Genomic DNA, 23,739 nt, shown 5'->3' with positions numbered 1-23,739 from the left:
ACATTTGATTTGAACAAAGACATAATGCTGGTTATCATTTTGAAAAAAAAGTTAATATTTTTTCGAGTATTACTTTTTTTTCTCTTGAAACTAATTTATGCCAAGTCTCGAACCAAAATAAATTATGAATCAATAATTTTCATATAAAATTCAATATCAACCCGAAACGGGTTAAAAACTATAGAAAATATAATATTATCTAATTTTTAAAAATATAATCATCATGCTAATTTTACATTAAAAAACAGTTTTCTTATAAGAAAAATTTATGGGGGGTTATGTTAAAGAATTTTAAAATAAAAAAACTTATGCTACTTGTTCAATTGCGTCTACAGGACAAGCTTGTGCACATAATCCGCATCCTACACAGGTTTCTTGGTTGATTGTGTAAGGAGTACCTTCTGTAATTGCGTTTACTGGACATGCTTCAGAACATAATCCACATCCTGCACAGTTGTCTTTTATTGTGTATGGGTTTGCCATATTTAATCACCTAATTTTAATTTTATAATATAAACTTGTATACTTTTATTTATGTTTTCATTTAATATAAAGGATATGAATTTTAGGCTTAACTAAAGATTTTAAGAATGGATAAACAGTAATGAATTCAAAAAAGAAAATACACAAACTAACAAATAAATTAAACATCACTTATTATAACTTAAAATCATAATAAAAGAAACAAAAAGCAAATAAAAAAAAAGTAGTTAATAAACAAGAATAATCAAACACAGGATTATTCCATAATAATCAAAACTTATAAAAAACACAACCCTCCCCTAAACACTGCTTATTAAACTCACTAAAATCACAAACAACACACTCCCTCTCTAAAACAATACCAAAATTCTCTTCAACAAAATCAATCGCAGACAACACCGCAAGATAAGAATCACGCTTACAACAACGAGGACCACCATGCTCACTAATACTACTCAGTGCAAGAGAAGTCATCTTATTAGATAAACTAAAAGGCTTAACACTCAAAGGATTACTCTCCGAAATGATGGAAACAAAAATACCCGCACTAATACCAGCACCACAAGCACCCCAATAACCACATACACCACCAGGCACATCCCTAGCCCTTCTCATTAACTCTATTAAACATTCCCTTAAATCTACATCCCCACCAGCATTACTGTAAGCCGTGAGAAGAGAAGCACCAACAAGAGTATGATGTTCCGGTCCATGCATGTGACAAAAATCCATACACATAAGCTTATCCAGTATACATATTGGATTAGTTGAAGTTTCCTCTAATAGAAGACTCAAAATACTACTTAAGCCCTTCATATGACATTCATTACAAACATAATGTCCATTAACACACCTTGTTTTAGAAGCTTCATTTTTCTTACATAACTCACATTCCATCATAACATCATTTGATAAATATTCTAATTCACCATTACAAATCAAACAGCCATCCACCAAAGTAAATCACCAAAAATACATAAAATAATAAAATATACTAATATATAATAATATGTTATTAATATATATAAAGCCATATGGAGGATACACACATGACTCATGTAGAAGAAGCATTAAAATTATTTGAACAAAAATATCATTGCTCACAAGCAGTATTTGCAGCATTCTCAGAGGAATACGGAATAAAAAAGGAATATGCACTAAAAATTGGAGGATGCTTCGGCAGTGGAATGAGAAAAGGTGAAGTATGTGGAGCATGTACAGGGGCACTAATGGTACTCGGACTAAAATATGGAAAAAGTAAAATTGATGACATTGAAAGTAAAATAAGATCAGACAAGGTATGTGACAAGTTCCTAGAAGAATTTGAAAAAGAAAACGGTTCATACATATGCAACACACTACTCGGATGTGACATTTCAACACCAGAAGGAATACAATACGCACAGGACAAAGAATTATTCACAACTTTCTGCCCAAAAATGGTTGAATCAGCAGTAAAAATAACAGAAAAAATACTCATAGAAGAAATAAACACTCAGAAAAAAAGTTAATACTCATTAAAGAAAAAAAGGGGTTGGGGATGAAAAAAATTGTGGAAAACCTTTATTAAGGATTATAGATAACTCCACTACCACCCGTACCAACATAATAACCAAACTTAGACCTACCACTACTACTTCTACTCTTACTGGTCTCATAATCATACAAGTCCTCAGCAGCATAAGCCTCTTGCTGAGCTAAATAATCCTGCCTTTGCTCATAATAATTATCAAAATAGGACATCTGCTCCTTAGTCAAACCAGTACTTTCAATGCCAAGATAAGGAATTTCAGTACCATTCTTAAACTTCAAGCCAGTAATAACATACTTATCATCCCAGTCACGATACGGGCCATGATCAATTAGGATAGGCTCAGTGAACTTAAAGCTGCCCTTAGTAGCATAAGCAATACCACGAACACGTTCAGTAGGAATAATATACGTATGATTATCAAAGGAACTGTTAGCATAAGCATACTTCAAGCCAATATCACCCTCATAAGTACTTGTATTATGATCATTATAATCAAAAACAAAAGCAGTGGGCATGAACTCAACATCATAACTAAAATCATCATACCTGACTTCCTCAGCACAGGAAACAGGGATAATCATCAAAGACAACACCAATAATAAAAGTAATCTCAGATTCATTTTTTACCACCTAAACCTCTGACAACATTTATAACATTAAAAGTTAAAGCCTCAACACTACTTACTCCATCAATAAGAGAAAGAGTAATCTTCTTATGATAACCCAGGTCAACAGGCAATGGAGGATTACCCTTCTTCCATATTACTACAAGATAAGAAGCACCACCAGTGACACGTTCCTTAATCTCATCCAATGATAAGCCCTCATGAATAACCTCAAGGGAATAATTGCTCCGCCATTCTTCATCGGCTTCAACGGCACTCTTATCATAGAACGGATTTAACTCTACACGTTCACTCTGAAGACTTAACTTACTAAACAAGCTGACACGACGATACTTTGCAGTAAACCTGCCACGAGCATCACAACACTGGCCTTCTCTATCTTCTAAGTACTCGACCACTACGCGTGAACCATTATCAAATTCAATGACCTCACGTGAAACATCACCCTTAACTAATGACTTGTCACCACCAGTAATATTAATCATCTCCTTCAACTAGTAATTCCCTTAATTCTCGTATGTCCTTCTTAGCAATTCCAAAATTAAAGGAATCCATATCATCAGTTATTATATCCAATTTATTAATAATATCATCACTTAGTTGATATTTTTCCCATACCATCACTTCTACCAGTTGTGAAAACTTTGTTTTCAATTTAGTATTATTATTAAAAAATTCGGATAATTCATTGTCAATATCAGAATTTAATTCATCTAATAATTGATTTAATTCATGTGCATCCATAATTTTATCACACAGCTCTTTTCATGTTAAATAGTTTATTATTACAGGTATATTAATTATATCCGTAGGGTCCGTTAAATGTGAACTGACTATGCTTAACTTTATAGTCAAAAGCACTTATCTCTTCTCCCCGTAATTTACCATCCTTATCAGTGTCTGCGTCACTAAAAAACTGTCTTACCTCGGCGGCAGACTTATGAGATACAGGAATATTCTCAAGAGTATACTCATCAAGCGGGTATTCATTCTTATTATAAGACCAATTACCCTTATTTTCATTTGATGAATTCCAGAAGGAAGAAAATATAAACAGGGATAAAACTATTATGAATAATATGAGGATAATCTTCTTATTCAAAGCATAACACTCCCCTATTATGTTATTGTTACATGTAATGTAATTTAATCTCTTTATGAGGTCGTGTCCTACGATACTTGACACGAGGAATACCAATAACAAAAGCTGCATACATATGCTTAGCAGAGTCAATCTCAGGGAAGAATTTCATCAGTTCCTTATTATCCACTTCATCAGCCATTCCAATAAATAATGAATGGAATCCACCAAGACCAAGACTATATGCAAGTAATTCAATACGGGTCATTGCAATAACAGCATCAGTCTTATTCTCAGAAAATGCTAATAGTAACTGCTGACCCTCCCATAATAGTGGGTGACGTTTAGGGTCATGGTTTTCATCACGAAGGTATTCTCCTACCTGTTTTATTCTGAAGAATTCATCCTCTTTTGCACTGATAATACTGTAGATGTGATCAATGAATTCGGGCATCTTTTCATCAACAACGACAAACTCCACGTCCTGTATGTTCTGCCTGTTAGGACTATAATATGCTCCTTTCATTAACTTATCGAATGTTTCTTGTGAAATTTTCTCATCCTTAAACCATCTGCATGTTCTGCGTTGCTTATAAAACTGCAGCATGTCATCATAGCTTACTGGTATACTGTCTGGATTATAGTCTTCTATCTCTTCGTTGTCATTATCATATGCTTTTATTGTTATGGCATTTGTTGGACATAGTGTTGAGCATTGTCCACAGTCAAAACAGTTACTTTCAATGTCCACTGCCTTACCGTCTACTATTTCTATGTTATCTCGTATACATACCTGTTTGCATAGGCCACATCCTATGCATTTTGCTTCATCTATTATTAAATGCTTCATATTATTTTACTCCCATTGATTATTATTATTTTTATTATAGAAAGTATATATTTTTTTGATATATGTATTTGCTGGGAGGATAATTATCTGCTAATAATAGAGAATAATGTTTATAATAATTTTTATTAAATAAATTTTAAGAGTATATGAACTCTATTTTATAAAAAAAGAGAAATTATGAAGGAAGTTTAATCCTTCACTAATAATTAAATATTATACTTTAAGTACAGTGGTTAATCTACCATTTTTATAGATACTGTTTTCACCACTAATTAATAGTAACTCATAAGTACCTTTTCTAAGCGTATGCTTAAATGATAAATTAAACTTACCATTCTTAGAACTTACCTTAGAAAGTAAGGTTTTACCATTAACTTTAACAGCCATTTTACTAGGAATAACTAATAATTTACCACGAACATCACGTATTGTACCTTTTAGGGTAGTTTTACCTTTACTGGTTTTAATGCTAGTTGCATTTACTGTTACATCCTTTTTAGATAATGATAGTTTTGACTGTGCTTCTGCTCTGTTATAATAGTTACTGCTAAGTACTGCTGTTAATTTATAATCTTTTGCAGCAAAATTATTTGGAATGCTATAAGTGAATGTTGCAATACCATCTTTAACATTAGCGGTTAATGTTTTACCATTTTTATTTTTGATTGTTTTACCATTGATTTTAAAGAGTACTTTACCATTAGTTATATAGTCATCATTTGAATCTTTTACAATGGTTCTTAATGTAATTTTATCTCCGCTTTCACCAGTTATTCTGGTATCTTGGAATGTTATTTTTGCATTTCCTTTTGTGATGTTTAATACTTTGCTACTGGTTGTTTTTGAAGCATTGTATTTTGCACTGCCACTGTATATTACCTGTACTGTATTGTTTTTAATCCATCCTCCAGGAACTTTGTAAGTGATACTTGCAGTTCCATTATTAATGTAGGAATAAAGAATATTATTATTCACGTCTTTTAATGTTACTCCGTTGACTTTGAATACTACTTTACCATTTGCTAAGTTTTTACCTGTTTGGTCTTTAATATTAGCGGTTATCACTGTTTTTTGGCCAACTCTTGCATTAACCGGGTTAACTGTTATAGTAGTGTTGAGTTTTGGTGTAGTTTTATTTAATTCTTTGATTATGTTTTCTAATGTACTGATTTTGTTGTTAAGGTTTTTCACTGTTTGTGATAGATTATCTATTTTTTTGTTTGCATCTTCTAATTTTTTGTTGAGACTATCAATAGTTTTATTCTGTGATGCTATTTTATCTTCAGCATCTTTTAATTGTTTTTCTAGTTCTGTTATTTCCTTGGTCTTATTGTCTAATTGTTTTTCCTGTTCGTTAATTGTCTTATTCTGATTGTTTACTGTTTTATTTAAGTCTTCAATAATTTTTGTCTGATTTTCCAGAACGTTTATTGTGCACTTGTTAGAAGAATTAATATAATCCTCTGTACCAGTAAATACTACAGTAATCTCCTGTTTTCCAGTACTTGTTGGAGTATAATTGAATATTAAAATTCCATTTTTATCCACACTTAGTGTTTGACTGTTTCCATCCACACTTACAGTAACGTTTACATTTCCAATACTGTCATTATGTTCATTGGTTAAAAGTATTGTGATTGGTACTTTATTATTTACTTCCACAGTATCTACTGAGACTATACTGATACTGCTTGCTAATGGTTTAACAAGTAATGTTGTTTCAACAGTATTATTATTATATTTACCATTTGGATCTTCAAAGGATACTTCTAAAATGTTATCTTTTAGTTTGCTTGGTGTGTATGTGATAGTATTATTCACTACTGGTACTGTTTCTCCATTAATTGTTGCAGTAAATATACCAGTTATAGCATCACCAAATATGTCAGTAGCATTAACCCTTATTTTTCCTTCTTCGTTTAGTTTAAATGTAATGTTTTCTACATTAATCCTGGATTCAAATCCTGAAGTATTAGGAGTATTATCCTTGACTGTTCCATCAGTATTGTTTACAGCATTGTCCCCGTAAATGTCTCTTGCTTGTATGTAGTTTTCTACTACATTAATTGATGGTGATAGTACAAGTACTACTGGTGTTTCATTATTTGTTGCATCTACGATGATAGTATTTTCTTCGAAGTCATGTCTTTCACCGGATAATATTACTGCAGTAACAGGGTTAGGACTTGATAGGTTAATAGTATTATATCTGATATAAGCAGAGTATCTGCTGCCCTTGTTTAAATTGATAGCAGTTATATTATCTGCTTTACCAGTGAAATTATTGCCTTGTAAGCTGGAATAACTTATACTAACTTTGTTTGCATCTAGCATTACAACAGTTTTACCATATGCTTCAACATTATTATTATTAAAGCTTATAGTTGAATCTGTAGTATTAAGTGCCGTTGCTTTTTGTGTTGCATTAAGGTATATGTTAGTGTCTTTTATGTAAACTGGGTGTTCTCTACCATTTCCATCATGTCCATTATAATTAATAGCAACAACATTCTTACCATTCATTGTGATGTTTGATGAATCAATATCAAGGTAAATGTAACTATTATTGTTTGTTGCATCAAATGCTACAATATCATCACCAGTAACGTATATATTACAATTATCAAATTTAACATTTTTCTGTCCGCTACCATTGAATCTATCAATAAATACTGGTTTGTTTGTATTGTTGAAGTTTATGCCATCAACAGTAAAACCGTATCTGTCACCATATGTACCATTTCCTTCAATTATTAAGGTTGTATTGTACATTGTGTAATCATCAATGTTTGTTATGTTAATTACTTGGGTGTGGTTGTTAAAGATTAATATTTTATTATGTAAATCTCCGCCAAGAGATATTATTCCAGCATCTACTTTTAATGTGTTGTTTTCATCAAAGAGGTTAGGATATGTATCATCAGTAAGTACTGCTATGGTTGGTGTGTTGTTTTCTATTGTTGATTCTGTGTTTGATGTTACTGCTGCATCTCCACCAATCATATTTGCCTGGTTTATATAATTCTTTATAATAGTAGCATTACTGGTATCTTTTAATATTATTCCGGTACCATTTGTTGATTTTAATGTGGAAGCGTTCATGTAAATGTTTTTCACACTATTAAATGTCATCAGGTTGGATGTGTTTGTTTGGCCATTAAGGTTTAATGTTAATTTAGTTATTGTTACATTCTCTGGCTTATTACCCATCCAGTCAGGAACTATTTCTACTCCTACTGCTTTTTCTCCATTTATTGTGAATGTTGCATCACCTAATGCAATGTTACTTGCACCTTCTATTAATACACCAGTTGCTTCTCTTGCTTGCATGCCTTGTATGTAAAGTTTTGAAATATTGTTATCATGTGATGCACCGGTTGACATTGCTGTTGAATAGAATCCATAAGCGGTGTTGTTTGCATTTGAATGAATGTAACCGGATATATTGTTGTTGTATGAATCTCCTAATTGTATTGCTGCTGCATAATTATCGGATGTTACATCATAATATGATAATGGTGTTATGGTATTTGTTGCACGTGCAATATTTAATCCGTAAACGTAGGATCCACCTGTTACATTAATACGTGTATTTCTTATAATGTTTCCTGTGACGTATTCTCCAACTTTTTTGGATTGAATGTCTACTCCATCAACACTTGCATCGTCACTAGATGATTTCTTATTTGTTGTGTCTAGGTATAATTTTACTCCAATTAATTGGTTATCTGATGATCTGATAAATATTCCTGCAGTTTCAACGTTACCTATTGAATAATCAGCATTCCATATTGTGTTTCCTGCCGGTGCAGATATATTAATGACTGAATTGTTTATTATGTTTCCGTCTTCTTCAATTTTTATTGTTTGCAGTGTTTTGTCACTGTCTACTTTTATGTTTGCATTACTGATTTTATTGTTTGTTGAATTAAATAGTATAACATAATCTTCGTCAGTGTTTTTGTTATCTATTTCTAGTTTGTTTAGGCTTATTCTTGCATTATTTTGTGTAACTATTGTTGTGTTGACTAGTGTTGTGTTTACTTCTACTGTTGCTACTATGTTATCGAAGATGAATTTCTTGTTTGTTAAATTGTTTACTAATACTATTTGGCTTCCATTTGCTATGATATTGTTTCTTGCAATACCGTTTTCATCGAAGTATGTTGTGTAATTATCATTATTTACATGTAATATTTTTGCTTCTGGTTTGTTGTCCTTGATTATTGCATCTTCTGATGCACTGTCTACGGATAAGTCTCCATTACTGTATCCAGCATATAGTGTGTTATTGGTTACCTGAGCTTCTTTTGCATTTCTTGTTAATTGTACTGTGTATTCCTGTAACGTGTTTATATTATTATCTATTACTGTACAGTTTGCTCCGTCTATTTTAATGTAGTTGTTTATTGTGTTGTTAATTATGTGTGTGTTATGTTTTGCTTGTATAGCATAACTGTATTGTGATACTGGCACGTCTATTGTGTTGTTTTCTATTGTTATGTTGTAGTTTGCTAGTGAGTGTATAGCATATGATGGTTTTGTTGTTGATTGCATTGTTACAAACATTGTGGACTCGTGCATGTCTATGAATTTGTTGTTTGTATATTTGTGTACGAATTTTGTTCCAGCATTATTACTTGCCAGGTATATTCCTGTAGATTTATTGAATGTACAATTGTTTACTGTGATATTTGCTTTACCGGTGTTTATGTCACATTGTTGGTTGTTTTCAAATACACAGTTTTCCACAACTGTTACTAGGCCCTCTGATTCATAGGATGCGAAGAAGTCCGCATTTCCAGTGTTCACATAGATACCTGGACCATTTTTTTGTCCACTGGTACCATCATATCCTATTCCATCTTTAATGGTGGAATTGGTGATGTATAATGTTTTATCATTGGTTACTGATCCCCATCGTGCATAATTATGTAGTACTAGTATGTTATTTACGTAGGCTGTACCATTATTGTATATTGCTGAACCAAAGTTACCTGTACTTACAGATTTTGTCTGATTTTCAAATACACAGTTGTCCACGTATAAGGTACCTGTTGGATTGTTTCTTATTCCTGCTCCTAGTCCGGAGTAATTATCATGGAAGTATATGTTTTTTGCTGTTAATGTTCCATGGTTATCAACAGTAGTTTCTGGATATAATCCTATTGCACTTCCGCCACGTGTCCCATTGGACCAGGAATGTTGTATTGTGAAGTTTTCTATACTGATTGAACCAGTACCCTCTGTAATGTTCATTATCCAGTTACCAGTTCCATTAACATAATAAAACCATGTGTCGGATGAGCCCCAATAGAATCCACTTCTTTGGATATCGTATTTTGCTTCACCATCGAATATTGTTTTATTAATTCCGGCTCCTATAATGTTTATATGGTTATCTCCGGGAATGGTTAGATTTGTGTTTCCTTCGCCTTTATAGGTTCCTTCAGCTAAGTGTATGTTGTAAGTGTTTTCTGAGTCTGTTTTGTTTATTGCTGTTTGTATTGTTTTAAATGGTGCATCATGTGATCCATCATTATCGTCTTTTCCGTCTGTTGTTGAAACATAATAGTCTATGTTTCCTGCTTCTTTTATATTATCATTTGTTTTTTTATTTACCGCATTTTCTTGTATTTTATTAGTTGTTTGTAAGTTTATTTCGTTTGTATTTTTTACAGTATCGGCATGTTTTGTTGTTATTGTTGTATTGTCTATATCAACTGCGCTGATACTTGCAATTCCTAATAAAAGTATTAATAATGAGGTAAATAAGAATACGTATTTAATTTTCTTATTCATTATTATTAATTCTCCATAAAAATTCTCTAATTAGATAGAGATAATAAATATAAATAGAATTATATTCATATTAATTAAGTATTAAATATAATTTAAAATTATTTTAAAAATACTTAATAAAGATATATATCTTTAAAGAAGTTAATAAAACTAACTATAACAAAGGCCATATGAATTAATAAACACTAAATAAAGAAAAAATAAGAAATAATAAGAAAAAATATACAAATTCCAAAAAATAAAGAGAAAAATATAAAATAAACTAATATAAATAATCAAAACAGAAAAAATATAAAAAAAGATATAAAATAAACAAAAAAAATTAGGGAAAACAAATTAATACTATCTCTTTCCACGCAATTTAAGAACAACCAATTCAGAATCAGTACCCCACCTCATAGGAAAATCCATACAACCCACACCAGTAGTAACATGAAGATAATGATTCAAATCATCCCTGAACAAGCCCATATTATGACCCTCATAGAAAAGGTTTCCAAAGAATATCACAGGATAAAACTGGCCACCATGAGTATGACCAGACAACTGAATATCAAAGCCTAACTGTGACAATTCATACCAACCATTAGGAATATGGTAATTCACAATATTAACCCTACTCTCATCAATAAATGACAACAATTCATCCCTACCTGGCATTTCAATATCACCAAAGCTGTAACTTAGACCATAGATGTTCAGGTCATCAAAGATCATTCCACTATTTTCTAGTACAATGATACCTGCCTTCCTGCAGGCAGCATGAACGCTTTCAATAGTCTGGTAATAATCATGATTACCTGAAGTGAAAATAATTGGCATATCTACATTCCCTAATGCTAACAAGTCATCCTCCTCCACGGCACATGAACCATCAGCCAAGTCACCAGAGATAATGGCCAAATCACAAGTATCAGATAAAGCATCTAGTTTTCTTGCTAAATTAGAAATGGACTTTTTATGCATAATAGATCCGAAATGAACATCGGATAAATGAACAATATTATAATCATTGCCTAGGTTATCAAACTCTAATACTCGTTCCTTGATTACTATCTTATGTGCATTATAATAACTGTAGGCTCCTATAACTGGTATTGTTAACAGTAGGCAGATGATTAATGTTTTAGGTATTTTAATAAGGAATCCTAGGATAAACAGTATTGCCGAATAGATTATTAGCATTACCAGTACCCACTCCCATACTCCAAACAGTCTTGTTAAACAACGTCCGAGCATTGATGATTTTTCTTTTTCAAAGAACATTGGCACAACATGAATACTCCATATGAACAATACGAACAATAATATGTAAAGAGTAGCCTTAACTTCTAATAGGGAAGAAATATAATTTAACACCAGATATGAGATTAGTGCATAAAATGGTGAACTCATTAAGACTCTTCTAGTTCTGAAACTCATAAATGCATTCTCCTATACAATATAATATAAGTTGTAATATTTAAAAAGATTACTCCTCTGGATTTATATATTAATCACAATAATTTAATAAGATGTGTTATATACAAATATATGTGATTGAATTTATATAATAATATGACAATCAAAGACTTCACTATAAATGTGATGATAAGATAAGTGCAAATAATATTTACAGATATATTTTCAATTCAAATAAACGATTTGGTGATAATAATGGAATTAACAGAAATAATAATGGATTCTATTATCTATCCTACACAAAACATTAAAGCATTAGCAATATACTTATTAATTGGTATAATTGTGGGAGTTGTAGCTTTTGCTACAGGAGCCAGTTCTGTTTTTGCATCAGTATTAACCGGAGCTAAACATGGTATCAATGGTGCAGGAATTATAGTATTACTGATAGGTATCATCCTATTATTAGCTTTATACTGTTTTGTTCAGGGATATGGTATGGATATAATTAAGACAGGTATTTTAAGGACTCAGGAAGCACCAGGAATAGATTTTGAAAGACAATTAACTAACGGATTTAATTGCTTAATAGTTACCATAGTATATATGATTATACCATTAGTATTAACATATATTATAGGTTTATTCTTAAGATCATGGTTAACAATGATAATAGCATTAATTCTTTTTGTCATATTTATGTTTGCTATGACTATGGCACAATGTAGGCTAGCAGATACTAATAATTTAGGTTATGCCTTAAATGTTCAGGGTGCAATCAGTGATATGCAAAATATAGGAGTGCCTAAAGTAGTTATGACTATTGTTGCAGTATTACTTGTGGATATGGTTATACAGTTGATTGTAGGTGGAATCTTTGGATTATTTGGTTCCCAGATGTTAACTTCTATGATTACTAGTCTAGTAAGTATTTACCTTATTTTCTATCAAAACAGAGCAGTAGGATTATTATATTCAGAGAAAAGATAATTCTTTTCACACACACTTTTTTTTAGTAAATTTTTATTTTATACCCTTTTTAGTAAATATATAATATTACATGTATATGTAGTAGTCTAATTTTGATATAAATAGTAAGTTACAGTAAGTCAATAATAACTATAGAATAAAACGAGGATAAACAAAAAAGTTATTGTAAAAAAAAAAGAAGATTTAAAAAAAGAATATATCAATTATTCTTTTATCATTTGAGCTAATTTTTTACCTAATTCATAACATTTTTCATAATCACTTTCATCAGGCACATAAATTTCTTCAACAGACTCATCCTCTAATACATCAAATCCTGCATCAGTAAGACTTGCTGTAAGACTAGGAATTGCTCCTCCAGCCCAACCTTTAGATGAGAATAAAGCGGCAATTTTACGTACACCAGTATTAGCCGGACTTACACATTTAAGATAAGCAAGAAGGTTACCAATTTTAGGATAAGGATTGTTCATCATTGTAGGAACACCGAGAACAATAGCTTTACTGTCAAGGATATCTGCTAGAATGTCAGATTCAGGATCATACCTGATAAAGTGCATTTTAGCTTCCACTCCTTCTGACATTATACCTTCAGCGATTTGATGAGCCATTTTCTGTGTGGAATGATGCATTGTTTCATAGATTACTGTAATTTTTTCATCAGCTTCTCCTTTAGCCCATTTAGCGTATAAGTCTACAATTTTTCCAGGTTCTTTCCATATTTGTCCATGACATGGTGCAATCATTGTAAGGTTGTCAAGGTAACCTGCTTCTGTCATTTCCTGTACTTTACCAAGTACCATAGGTGCTGATAATTGAACTAGGTTTGCATAGAATCTTTTTGAATGTAATTCAAGGTATCCTGGGTCAATATCTACATCGAATCTTTTACTTTCACATATGTGTTGACCGAAAGCATCATTGGAGAAGAGTATGCCTTCTTCATTGTATAATGTGAAGTTGCTGTCAGGCCAATGTAGCATTGGTGCATTGACGAATGTGAATGTTTTACCACCAAGGTCTAATGTGTCACCAGTTTTTATTACGTTTAGTTTTTGTTCTGCCATACAGTGGTGTTGTCTTCTGATACCTACACTTGCTGCCTGTGTACAGTAGCATTCTACGTCAGGGCATTGTTCTAGGAATTCTGGTATGGAACCGATGTGATCGTTTTCGATGTGGTTTATTATAAGTGCATCTATTTTTATGTCTTTTTCTTCTTTTTTGAATGCGTCTTCTATTCTTGCCCACATTTCTGGATAGAATCCATCGTATACATTGTCGATTAGTGCTACTTTTTCGTCACCGAATACGAGGTATGCATTGTATGTCATACCAGGTACAGCAAAACCATGGAAATCTCTTGCATCCCAGTCGAGTGCACCTACCCAGTATACTCCATCAGCTATTTTTACAGAATCTGCTTTCATATTTTAACACGTCCTTTTTATTAAATTAAGTTTGTTATGAGTATTTTATTAGATTTTTCTAATTTATTTATACTAGCTAATATTATGTTTTTAAAGATTATTATAGTTTATCTTTATTTATGGCAAGCATTTTTGTCTCGTATTATTGTAGGTTAAGTTGGAGTTTTAATCATACTTTTATAGGGTATGTATTTTTATAGCTTGGTTTTTATAAATTACTTATCTAAAAATTTAGATAAAAAACAGTATCATATTATCTAAAAATTTAGATAAAAATAAGTCAAAAAATTATTCTAAATAACTATAAAATGTGATGATTTGAATATAAAAGTTAAATATGGACTATAATTAAATTTAACCATTTTAAATATAATATAAAGCATTATAATCGAAGAATATTTACATTATATATAAATTAATTGTTAAATCAATAGATACTGCCTGTATTCATACTAAATGTCTTGTAATATTTTATGTCATCTTATAATTCAGTAAAATACTAAAAAATCAATCATCTCATCTATATCAAGTAGTAGTTTTTTTATACTTTATTAAAAAAAAGTGGGTGGTGAGGAATAGATAATATATTATAGTATTTTTGTAATACTGGTAGGTGCATAATGATATTTACTCTTTTCATTATAATAAACTTGAACATTCAATTTCTTACCAGGATTATTCATGGTATAACTATAAATTCCATTACTGTTAGTTTTAATAGTTTTAACAGATCCATTAACTTTAATTTTAAGTTTACTATTAATTAATTTCTTACCTGAAACGGAATAAAAAGTACCCGTAAAAGTAATTTTACTTTTATTAACAACCTTTTTAAGAGTTAACTTTGTTGTTTTGTTAAATATTTTTGTAATTTTTGCTCCACTATAAGGATGATTAGTATTTGCTAGAAATGTTACTTTAATTTTGTTTAAAGTATTAATATTTGGTTTAAAAGTATACTTAAATAAAGCATTTTTGTCAGTTTTAACTATTACATTCTTTCCATTAATGTTTAATTTAAGTTTCGTGTTAATCAATAACTTTCCACTATTTGATGTAAACTTACCGAGTATTGTCATATTGGATTTACTATTTTTTTGTGTGATTTTTATGATATCAATATGAGTTTTAATTCTTTTTAACTTAAAGTATGTTACAGCAGCTGAAGGATTATAATTACCATTTCCATCAAATAAAACAAAAATAATATGCGTGTTATTCCAGTAATTTGCTGATAAATTGGACATATCATAAGTATAGTCATATCTACCGTTGATGTCTGTTTTAACATCAAATACTTTTCCTTCAATATTGATTTTAACTGTTTGATTAGACACGGATTTACCATTTGAAGTTAAGACACCATTTATTTTAAGTTTTTCATCATTTGTACTATAAGCAAGTGATATGTTAGTTTTAGGTATATCGTTAAAAATGTTGTTATTTATAAATCCGTCTCCATTATTTGAGGATATCATAACAGATTCTAAGATATTCAGTACATTATCCTCGGTATATGGATCTTTATTATCACGAAGTGAATACAGTGCACTATTATTTCTAAAGAAATTATTATAAACATTTATCTTATTAATAGAATTTGAAAAGTATAATGCCCCACTATCACCTGATGCTGTATTAGATATAAACTTATTTCCTCTAACATTTATATCTCCTATTGCAAAAATAGCTCCAGCAGCATTACTTCCATCATTTCCTGTGAATAGTGAATTAATTATGTGGGATTTGCCTGAATATCCTCCACAATAAATTGCTCCACCAAGATAAGCAACATTATCTCTTAAAGTACAATCTTTAACAATTACTGATTCTCCGTATATTGCTCCACCATCTCCACTACACGTGTTATTTATGAAAGAACAATTGATTGCTGTTAGTTTAGTGAATACAAATACTGCTCCACCCTGAAACTCAAAGAGTTCTTCACTACCAGCAGTATTATTTACAAATTTACAATTATTTATTGTTAAAAAATATGATTTAATTGCTCCACCATAACTTTCAGCTTTATTATTTAGAAATGTACTAGAATTGATATTTAATTTAGTATATTCATCGGTAAAAATAGCTCCTCCATGATATGATTTACAATTTTTTATCAGGATATTATTTATTGAAACAGTAGATCTGCTATTAATATATAAAAATTGATATTTATTGTTTCCATTAATTGTTTTATTGTTTCCATTAATTATTAATGATTTAATATTTTCATTAACATCGATATCATTTTTTAATTGAATATCTGATTTTATATTAATATTTAAATTTTTATTACTGTTATTTGTTAATACATGATGTAAATCGTTGAAATTGTTAATGTCATATGTTTTTGTAGCTGTTTTGGTTGTTTTATTTATTATGTTTTTCTTGTTGATATGTTTATTTGGTATATGTGTGTTTATATTTGATTTTTCTACTTCTTTGGGAGTAATTAGTTTGTTAGGGTTGTCTTTGACTGTGCTGTTATCTGTTATTTCTGTTGCGCTAACTATTCCTATTAGAAGTAGTGTTACTGTTAATAGTAGAAATATTTGTTTGAATTTCATATTATTTTAATCCTCCTATTTATTTATGATGGTATTTATGAAATAGGTCATATATATTATTTATTATAATATTAGGAAAGTATTCTAATTTGTTTTATATTTTATTTTATTTAAAGTAGGAATTTGTTAATTATTGTTTTGTGATTGGTTGTTTGTATATGTATTTTGATTCAAAAAATTGTTATTATTTATTTTATCATTATTATTACTTTGTTGTGTTAGTTGTTTTTGATAATTTTTTTTGACTGGTTTTCTGTTTTCACTATTTTTTGTTACTTTGTGGTGATGAAATTTTTTTACTTCGCTATACCACGGTTTAACGAACTAAAATCAAAGAAATTATCACAAACAAAAAATCAAAAAACACTAAAAAAAGTATACCTAAAATACCAAAAATACACTATTACATATACATTAACTATACTAAAAATCATATTTTAGAAAGATTTTAATAAAAAAATAAGTGCAACAAATTCTAAAATATTTGCTTTTAAATACTATGTATTTTTTAGTAAAATCATAAAATTTTTCTAAATCAAAATAAAAAAATAGTAATATGAGTATAATAATATAAATTATTTTAAGAATAAAATATAATGAATAAATTTTAATATAAAAATTAGTTATATTAAAAAAATAAAGATGTATAACTACTAAAAAGAAAATGAGTGTAATTCCAATGGTAAACTTTGCATTAATGGAAGAAAAAGCTGAACAATTTGTTAAAGAACATATCCATGACTCAAAAGAAAGTGCTGAAAAACAAGGTTTTTGGATAGATTTCTTAGACATATTTGAAATCAAACAAAAAAATGTATCACAATTTGAATGGAACGTAAAAGACATAGATAACAAGGATGGATTCATAGACTTATTCTGGAAAGGAAATCTTGTAGTCGAACATAAATCTGAAGGAAAAAATTTAGATGATGCATTTACCAAGCAATAGGATACACTGACTGTTTATCCTCAAGTGAAAAACCAAAATACATAATAGTATCAGACTTTAAAAGAATACGTATTACAAATTTCATAACCAAAAAATCCAAAGAATTCCACCTAGAAGAACTTCCCCACCACATAGAAGATTTTCACTTCATCTATAACTATGGTGAAATAACACATCATGATCAGAAAGCATTAACAATCAATGCTTCACAATTACTGGCAAACATACATGATGAATTAGTCAAAACAAACTATAATCAAAAAGACTTAGAACTATTTTTAATGAGAATACTATTCTGTTTATATGCAGAAGATACTGGAATTTTCAAAGAACAACAATTCACAAACTATATAGAAATAACAGCAGATAACGATAATACCATAGAAAATTTAGGAACAAAAATCCAACTATTATTCAGAGTACTTGATCAAAAAGAATCTGAAAGACAAACCAATTATTCTCATGAATTAAAAGAATTTCCCTATGTGAATGGTAGCTTATTCAGTGAACCTATTATTCCACCAGTATTTACAAAGAAGATGTACACTAACTTGATGGAAGCTTGTGATATAGACTGGAGACATATTTCCCCTGCAATATTTGGTTCATTGTTTCAGTATGTTATGGGTGAAGATGTGAGAAGAGATTTTGGTTCACATTACACTAGTGAAAATAATATCATTAAAGTAATTAATTCCTTATTCATGAACAAGTTATGGAATGAATATCGTAGTGCAACAACAAACAAATCCAAACATGACCAGATTTATAACCTTGAAAAGTTACAGAAAAAGTTAGGAAAACTCAAATTCTTTGACCTGCATGTGGTTCAGGAAACTTTCTAATAGTAGCATACAAGGAATTACGATTACTGGAATATCAAATACTTGAAAAAATACATGAACTGGAAAGTAATCTTAGTGACTGGAATGATAAACAAAGTTTATTACCTGGAACAATCACCAATATTAAGATTGATAATTTTTATGGTATTGAAATAGATGAATTTTCATCCAAAATAGCACAGGTATCCATGTGGTTTATTGAACATCAAATGAATTTACTCTATGAAAAGTTAGATTTACATGCAGATAACCTTCCACTAAAACAGTATGTAAACATTAAACATGATAATTCTTTAAGAGTGGATTGGACTGAATTTGTTCCACCAACTGATAATGTTTACTTACTGGGTAATCCACCTTTTGGAGGTAAACAACATCAGAATGATGAACAAAAAGAAGACATGAAAATAGTGTTTAAAGGATTTAAAAATATAGGTAAGTTGGATTTCGTTACTGCATGGTATAAGAAAGCATTAGATTATATGAAAGGTACATCTATTGAATCTGCTTTTGTATCCACAAATAGTATTTGTCAAGGTGAACAAGTTCCTACATTATGGAGTCAATTACATAAAATGTATGGTGATTTCCATATTAATTTTGCACATCAAACTTTCAAATGGAACAATGAAGCAAAAAACAATGCAGGAGTTTACTGTATAATAATTGGATTCAGCTATAAAGAACGTGAAAATAAATCATTATACATTTATGAAAATCCTAATGCCTCACCAGTTAAGCATAATGTACAACAAATAAATAGTTATCTTCTTAATATGGAAGAAGTAATTCCAAATGAAAATTTAAAGCATGCCCCCTGGATTCCCAAAATAGTTTTTGGAAGCATGCCTAATGATGGAGGAAACTTAATAATTAACAAAGACCAAGAAAAAAGATTAATGATTGAACAGGATTCACGTGTTGAAAAATATATAAAACCTTTGATTAGTGCAGACCAATTTATTAAGGGCAAAAATAGATATTGTTTATGGTTAGTTGATGCAAATCCTGAAGACTTGACAATTCCAATAATTAATGAACGGATAAACAAAGTAAAAGAATTTAGATTAAAAAGTAAACGTAAAGAAACAAGAGAATTAGCAGAATACCCATCATTATTTGGAGAAATAAGACAACCAGAAACAGATTATATAATTATTCCGAGACATACCTCAGAAAAAAGAGAATATATTCCAATAGGATTTTCAGATAAAGAAAATATTGCTAGTGATAGTACTATCATAGTACCCACAATAGAAAGATATATTTTTGGAATATTGACATCTAAAATACATATGGTTTGGATAAAATATATTGGTGGAAAATTAGAAGGAAGATATAGGTATTCAACTTCATTATATAAAAAATTTCCATTCCCGAATGTATCTGATAACGATAAAACAAAGATAGAAAATTGTGTTCAGGAAATATTAGAATACGTGAAAAACATAATTCAACATTGTTTGTATTGTATGATCCAGTTACTATGCCACCTGACTTAAAAAGGGCACATCACAAATTAGATAAGGAAGTTGAAAAGATATACTCCAAAGAAAAACATTATGTTAAAGGAGTGTTTGATTCAGAGATGGATACTTTGAAGTTCTTATTAGAGTTGTATAAAGATAAAAAAGGTTAAATAGTTGTTCGTTAAAGACTGAAGATAACGAGTTAAATTAGACACTATTATTCATACAATCTTAATTACATTTTTTTGCAATCTTTATTAAACATAGTCAGAGGTTAGAAAATCAATTATATTTCTATGTTTTATTCCATTTCCAGAAAAATCCAGTTTGTCCATACTTAAAACATATTTGTCAAAGTTGTCATTTATCTGTGAAAGGCCTGAAAATTCTCTTTCAATTGTTTCATCACCTTTTAATTGATATGTTACTTGAATATAGATTTTTTCTTTATCTTTTGTGCAAATAAAGTCTATCTCTTTATCATGGATAATTCCTATTTTCACGTCATATCCTCTTCTGAGCAGTTCAATGTATACTATATTTTCAAGGATGGATCCAATATTTTCTATATCTCCATATTTTGCTTGGTAAAATCCATGATCCACTAAAAAGTATTTTTCGTTGTGTTGCAATACTTTTTTTCCTTTTATATTTTCACGTGGAGCCTGATGAATGAAGCATGCATTTTTGGAGTACAATAAATAATCAAGTATTGTATCTTTTGATATTCTTCTTTTTTCGTGTTTCATGTATTTAGATATATTGGTTGCTGAGAAGTTTTTTCCAATATTCATTATTACATAGTTAAGTATGCGATTTAGCATATCTGTGTTTCTGATATTATGTCTTGTAACAATGTCTTTTAGGAGTATTGTATTGTATATATCTCCCAGATAGGAGTATTTATCTTCAGCTGCAACTTGTTGTATGGGTGGCATTCCTCCATATTCAATATATTCTTTAAATGCATCTTCCAAGTTGTAATCTTCTGTTTTTTCCATTTCATTTTTGTATTGTAGAAATTCGACGAATGAAAAGGGATAAATGTTGATTTGATAGTATCTTCCAGAGATTAGTGTCGCCATTTCACCGGACAACAGTTCAGAATTAGATCCTGTGATATAAATATCACAATCCAGATCTACCCTATAAGCATTTATACTTTTTTCCCAGTTTTCAACGTTTTGGATTTCATCAAAAAGAAGGTAAATTTTTCCTTTAACATTTTTAGTTAGGTCAATGATATATTCATCAAGTTGGTTGAAGTTTTCTATTTTATTGTATTTCATTGACTCAAAGGAGATTAAGAATATGTTTTCATCAGATATTCCTCTGTTTTTAAGTTCTTCTTGAATACTTTTTAACAGATAAGTTTTACCACTTCTTCGAACGCCAGTTATGATTTTAATTGGATCTTTATCTATTAATCGTCTAATTTGATTTAAGTATAATTCTCTTTTAATCATAATTATCCTCATGGTTTTGTTGTATATATTTTGTATTTTATAATATATATATTTAGTCGATTATAATCTACAAAATTATTAATATTTAAATAATTGTAGAATATAATCTACAATATCCTTGTTTTACATGTAATTAACAATCATAATCGACAAAAAAATGATACAAAATGTCGATATCTCTTCATAATAATGTCCAAAAAGTCTCAAATATTATCCTTTTCAATCAACTAGAAAAAAAATATTGTATTATATGACATTTATCAAATAATGGAAAAACAAGTAAATGCGTTTAAGACAAACGATAAGCAATGATGATGATTATTGGTTTCAAAATAGATTGGTAACTGGAAAACCAACACCATTTTTCAGTAATAATAATATAATTTTCCAGTAATACTTAAAAAAATGATATAGGAACTATTTTAAATTAATAAAATAAAGAAAAAAATAAAGGTTCGTTAAAGATTGAAGATAACGAATTAAATTAGACAAATTATAAAGAAATTAATCCAATTTTTTATAAATATTTTTTCGTAGTCCTATGTCAATAATTTCTATTTCTTTTTTAGATTCATGAATGAAATAGATGATTCTATAATTTCCAATTCGGGTTTTTTTTACATTTATGGCATTTTTTTACTTTTAAAAGAGTTTTGAGCTTCTTTATATGGATTTATAGATAACCAGTAATATTTATCTTCTATACGGTTTTGTAAATCGATATCATTAAAATGTTTATCTAGAAATTTTATTGCTTTTTTATCTTCAAAGATTTCATAAAGGGGTTCATCTATGTCTTTTTTCTTTGATTGCATTTAAATCAACTTTTCTAGTTCCTTCATAGTTTCCATTTTCAAATTGTTTAATTCTTTCATTATAATAAGCAGCTTCTTCATCACTAAAATCATCTAGATATTCTTCTTCATATACAGTGATTAATCTTCCAATTATATCATTATAAGTTTCAGATTTTAAGCCTAAATGGGAGAGTTTTGTATGAATTTCTTCAGATACTCGTATAGTTTTCATAGTCATTTTCTAAGCACCTCAATTATAATAGTGTTAATTAATTATATATGAATATAATTATTATATTATTTATATTTGAGTATATGTTTTATAAATAATTTTGAAAAATAGAAGAATTCAGACAACAAATAATAGATAAAACAGTATTTTCATTAATTAACAGAAAACAAATCACAGAAGATAACATAGATAAAAGAACAAACCTTCTAAAAAAAGAATCAAAATATCTGCTGACAAAAAGTATAATGGATAAAATTCATAACAAAATCCATTATTATGATGAAGAATTAACATATTATCAAATAATAGAAAAACAAGTAAAATCGTTAAAACAAACAATAAATAATAATGAAAAGTATATAATTTTCAAAATATACTGGTAATTGGGAAACCACCCCCATTTCAGTAATAATAAAATAATATCCTAGTAATACTCTAAAAACAATAATGGAAAATATTTTAAACTAGTAAAATAAAGAAAATAAATAAGAGTTCGTTAAAGATTAAAGATAACGAATATATTTAGATGTAATAGATGTGGATGCAAAGGACAATCCATAAGAACATGTGACTGTCAAGAGGGAGAAGTATGTCCACACTGCCTAGAAGAAGCAAAAGAAATAATACAAAGAATAAGTGATAACATACGAGAACTAGGATACAAAGACATACACAATGTATATTCAGGACGTGGATACCACCTACGAATGCAAGACGCGGAACTGTTAACACTAGACAACACACAAAGAACAGAACTAGTAAACTACCTAATAGCAGCAGAAGTACCACAACTACATGAAAGACTGCAACACTTCACAATACCATTCGGCTACCCACAAGTATACACAAACTGGTTCAAATACACAATAAACCACCTACAAAAAAATAAAATCTACACAGGACTAAACAAACAACTCAAAAATGACATAATAAAAAGACGAGAACTAGTAAATCAGGGACAATGGGGAATAGTAAGGGGAGAAATAAGACCAACACGATACGATAAACTACTCCTAAAAATAGCAAACATACAAAAAGGGCTATGCGACACCAAAGTAAGCATAGACACAAAAAGAATACTACGATTGCCATCCACATTACACTACAAAGTAAGTATGAAATACATGGCAGTAAAGAATATAGAAAACTTTGATCCATTTAAAAGTGCTGTTCCACGGTTTGTGATTGAAAAAGAATAATTATAATTTATCTAA

22 protein-coding genes are annotated in these 23,739 nt (G+C 29.5%); 8 read left to right on the top strand and 14 right to left on the bottom strand.

Annotation, left to right across the window (positions count from 1 at the left end; translation table 11 throughout):
* Window positions 1-306: 306 nt before the first annotated feature.
* Window positions 307-483: a 4Fe-4S binding protein gene (locus PXD04_RS17330; protein WP_323736069.1), complete on the bottom strand. Its 177-nt coding sequence runs from the start codon at window positions 481-483 to the stop codon at window positions 307-309.
* Window positions 484-753: 270 nt separating this feature from the next.
* Window positions 754-1,437 carry a DUF5714 domain-containing protein gene (locus tag PXD04_RS17325; RefSeq protein WP_323736068.1) on the bottom strand — a complete coding sequence of 228 codons (684 nt, stop codon included), beginning with the start codon at window positions 1,435-1,437 and terminating at the stop codon, window positions 754-756.
* Window positions 1,438-1,532: 95 nt separating this feature from the next.
* Between PXD04_RS17325 and PXD04_RS17320 the strand changes: the two genes are divergently transcribed.
* Window positions 1,533-1,994 carry a C-GCAxxG-C-C family protein gene (locus tag PXD04_RS17320; protein WP_323736067.1) on the top strand — a complete coding sequence of 154 codons (462 nt, stop codon included), beginning with the start codon at window positions 1,533-1,535 and terminating at the stop codon, window positions 1,992-1,994.
* A 55-nt stretch (window positions 1,995-2,049) separates the two neighbouring features.
* Here the strand turns inward: PXD04_RS17320 and PXD04_RS17315 are convergent, their stop codons facing one another.
* The 7 genes from PXD04_RS17315 to PXD04_RS17285 form a co-directional block, all read right to left on the bottom strand.
* A complete protein-coding gene (locus tag PXD04_RS17315) occupies window positions 2,050-2,637 on the bottom strand; it encodes a hypothetical protein (protein WP_323736066.1) in 588 nt (195 codons plus the stop codon).
* Complete coding sequence (locus tag PXD04_RS17310) at window positions 2,634-3,137, bottom strand: hypothetical protein (protein ID WP_323736065.1); 504 nt, start codon at window positions 3,135-3,137, stop codon at window positions 2,634-2,636. Before PXD04_RS17310 ends, PXD04_RS17315 begins: the two co-directional genes overlap by 4 nt.
* Window positions 3,121-3,387, bottom strand: a complete 267-nt coding sequence (locus PXD04_RS17305) for a hypothetical protein (protein WP_323736064.1) — start codon at window positions 3,385-3,387, stop codon at window positions 3,121-3,123. The genes PXD04_RS17310 and PXD04_RS17305 overlap by 17 nt, the downstream gene beginning before the upstream one ends.
* A gap of 52 nt (window positions 3,388-3,439) precedes the next feature.
* The gene (locus PXD04_RS17300) at window positions 3,440-3,745 is read right to left on the bottom strand and encodes a hypothetical protein (RefSeq protein WP_323736063.1); all 306 of its coding nucleotides are present in this window, start codon (window positions 3,743-3,745) and stop codon (window positions 3,440-3,442) included.
* Between the two features lie 28 nt (window positions 3,746-3,773).
* Window positions 3,774-4,574, bottom strand: a complete 801-nt coding sequence (locus PXD04_RS17295; protein ID WP_323736062.1) for a nitroreductase family protein — start codon at window positions 4,572-4,574, stop codon at window positions 3,774-3,776.
* A gap of 213 nt (window positions 4,575-4,787) precedes the next feature.
* Window positions 4,788-10,376, bottom strand: a complete 5,589-nt coding sequence (locus PXD04_RS17290; RefSeq protein WP_323736061.1) for a hypothetical protein — start codon at window positions 10,374-10,376, stop codon at window positions 4,788-4,790.
* Between the two features lie 342 nt (window positions 10,377-10,718).
* The gene (locus PXD04_RS17285; protein WP_323736060.1) at window positions 10,719-11,798 is read right to left on the bottom strand and encodes a metallophosphoesterase; all 1,080 of its coding nucleotides are present in this window, start codon (window positions 11,796-11,798) and stop codon (window positions 10,719-10,721) included.
* Window positions 11,799-12,032: 234 nt separating this feature from the next.
* Between PXD04_RS17285 and PXD04_RS17280 the strand changes: the two genes are divergently transcribed.
* The gene (locus PXD04_RS17280) at window positions 12,033-12,767 is read left to right on the top strand and encodes a DUF4013 domain-containing protein (protein ID WP_323736059.1); all 735 of its coding nucleotides are present in this window, start codon (window positions 12,033-12,035) and stop codon (window positions 12,765-12,767) included.
* Window positions 12,768-12,970: 203 nt separating this feature from the next.
* Here PXD04_RS17280 and PXD04_RS17275 read toward each other — a convergent pair whose 3' ends face one another.
* Window positions 12,971-14,197 (bottom strand): FprA family A-type flavoprotein, encoded by a 1,227-nt coding sequence (locus PXD04_RS17275; RefSeq protein ID WP_323736058.1) that lies wholly within the window; start codon window positions 14,195-14,197, stop codon window positions 12,971-12,973.
* Between the two features lie 587 nt (window positions 14,198-14,784).
* Window positions 14,785-16,767: a hypothetical protein gene (locus tag PXD04_RS17270; RefSeq protein WP_323736057.1), complete on the bottom strand. Its 1,983-nt coding sequence runs from the start codon at window positions 16,765-16,767 to the stop codon at window positions 14,785-14,787.
* Between the two features lie 679 nt (window positions 16,768-17,446).
* Between PXD04_RS17270 and PXD04_RS17265 the strand changes: the two genes are divergently transcribed.
* From PXD04_RS17265 to PXD04_RS23430, 4 genes are read left to right on the top strand one after another with little or no spacing between them, the layout of a single operon-like run.
* A complete protein-coding gene (locus PXD04_RS17265) occupies window positions 17,447-17,716 on the top strand; it encodes a type IIL restriction-modification enzyme MmeI (RefSeq protein WP_323736056.1) in 270 nt (89 codons plus the stop codon).
* Entirely contained in the window at window positions 17,701-18,561 is an 861-nt protein-coding gene (locus PXD04_RS17260; protein ID WP_323737474.1) for a type IIL restriction-modification enzyme MmeI, read from the top strand. The genes PXD04_RS17265 and PXD04_RS17260 overlap by 16 nt, the downstream gene beginning before the upstream one ends.
* Window positions 18,561-20,063: a DNA methyltransferase gene (locus PXD04_RS17255; RefSeq protein ID WP_323737473.1), complete on the top strand. Its 1,503-nt coding sequence runs from the start codon at window positions 18,561-18,563 to the stop codon at window positions 20,061-20,063. Before PXD04_RS17260 ends, PXD04_RS17255 begins: the two co-directional genes overlap by 1 nt.
* Window positions 20,048-20,200, top strand: a complete 153-nt coding sequence (locus PXD04_RS23430; protein WP_409988279.1) for a type IIL restriction-modification enzyme MmeI — start codon at window positions 20,048-20,050, stop codon at window positions 20,198-20,200. The genes PXD04_RS17255 and PXD04_RS23430 overlap by 16 nt, the downstream gene beginning before the upstream one ends.
* Before the next feature lie 87 nt (window positions 20,201-20,287).
* On the opposite strand, the gene PXD04_RS17250 is transcribed toward PXD04_RS23430, so the two are convergent.
* The 3 genes from PXD04_RS17250 to PXD04_RS17240 form a co-directional block, all read right to left on the bottom strand.
* Window positions 20,288-21,496, bottom strand: a complete 1,209-nt coding sequence (locus tag PXD04_RS17250; RefSeq protein ID WP_323736055.1) for an ATP-binding protein — start codon at window positions 21,494-21,496, stop codon at window positions 20,288-20,290.
* A 623-nt stretch (window positions 21,497-22,119) separates the two neighbouring features.
* Window positions 22,120-22,311: a hypothetical protein gene (locus PXD04_RS17245; RefSeq protein WP_323736054.1), complete on the bottom strand. Its 192-nt coding sequence runs from the start codon at window positions 22,309-22,311 to the stop codon at window positions 22,120-22,122.
* Window positions 22,283-22,531 carry a hypothetical protein gene (locus PXD04_RS17240; RefSeq protein ID WP_323736053.1) on the bottom strand — a complete coding sequence of 83 codons (249 nt, stop codon included), beginning with the start codon at window positions 22,529-22,531 and terminating at the stop codon, window positions 22,283-22,285. Before PXD04_RS17240 ends, PXD04_RS17245 begins: the two co-directional genes overlap by 29 nt.
* 101 nt (window positions 22,532-22,632) lie before the next feature.
* Here PXD04_RS17240 and PXD04_RS23425 point away from each other — a divergent pair, with 101 nt between their 5' ends.
* Both PXD04_RS23425 and priS read left to right on the top strand, forming a co-directional pair.
* On the top strand, window positions 22,633-22,908 hold the full coding sequence (locus PXD04_RS23425; RefSeq protein ID WP_409988285.1) for a CRISPR-associated endonuclease Cas1: 276 nt from the start codon (window positions 22,633-22,635) through the stop codon (window positions 22,906-22,908).
* 126 nt (window positions 22,909-23,034) lie between these two features.
* On the top strand, window positions 23,035-23,724 hold the full coding sequence (gene priS / locus PXD04_RS17235) for a DNA primase catalytic subunit PriS (RefSeq protein ID WP_323737472.1): 690 nt from the start codon (window positions 23,035-23,037) through the stop codon (window positions 23,722-23,724).
* The last annotated feature ends 15 nt before the right edge of the window (window positions 23,725-23,739 follow it).

It is taken from the genome of Methanosphaera sp. ISO3-F5, assembly GCF_034480035.2.
Lineage (GTDB): Archaea > Methanobacteriota > Methanobacteria > Methanobacteriales > Methanobacteriaceae > Methanosphaera.
This window is presented reverse-complemented; position numbering and strand designations above follow the sequence as displayed.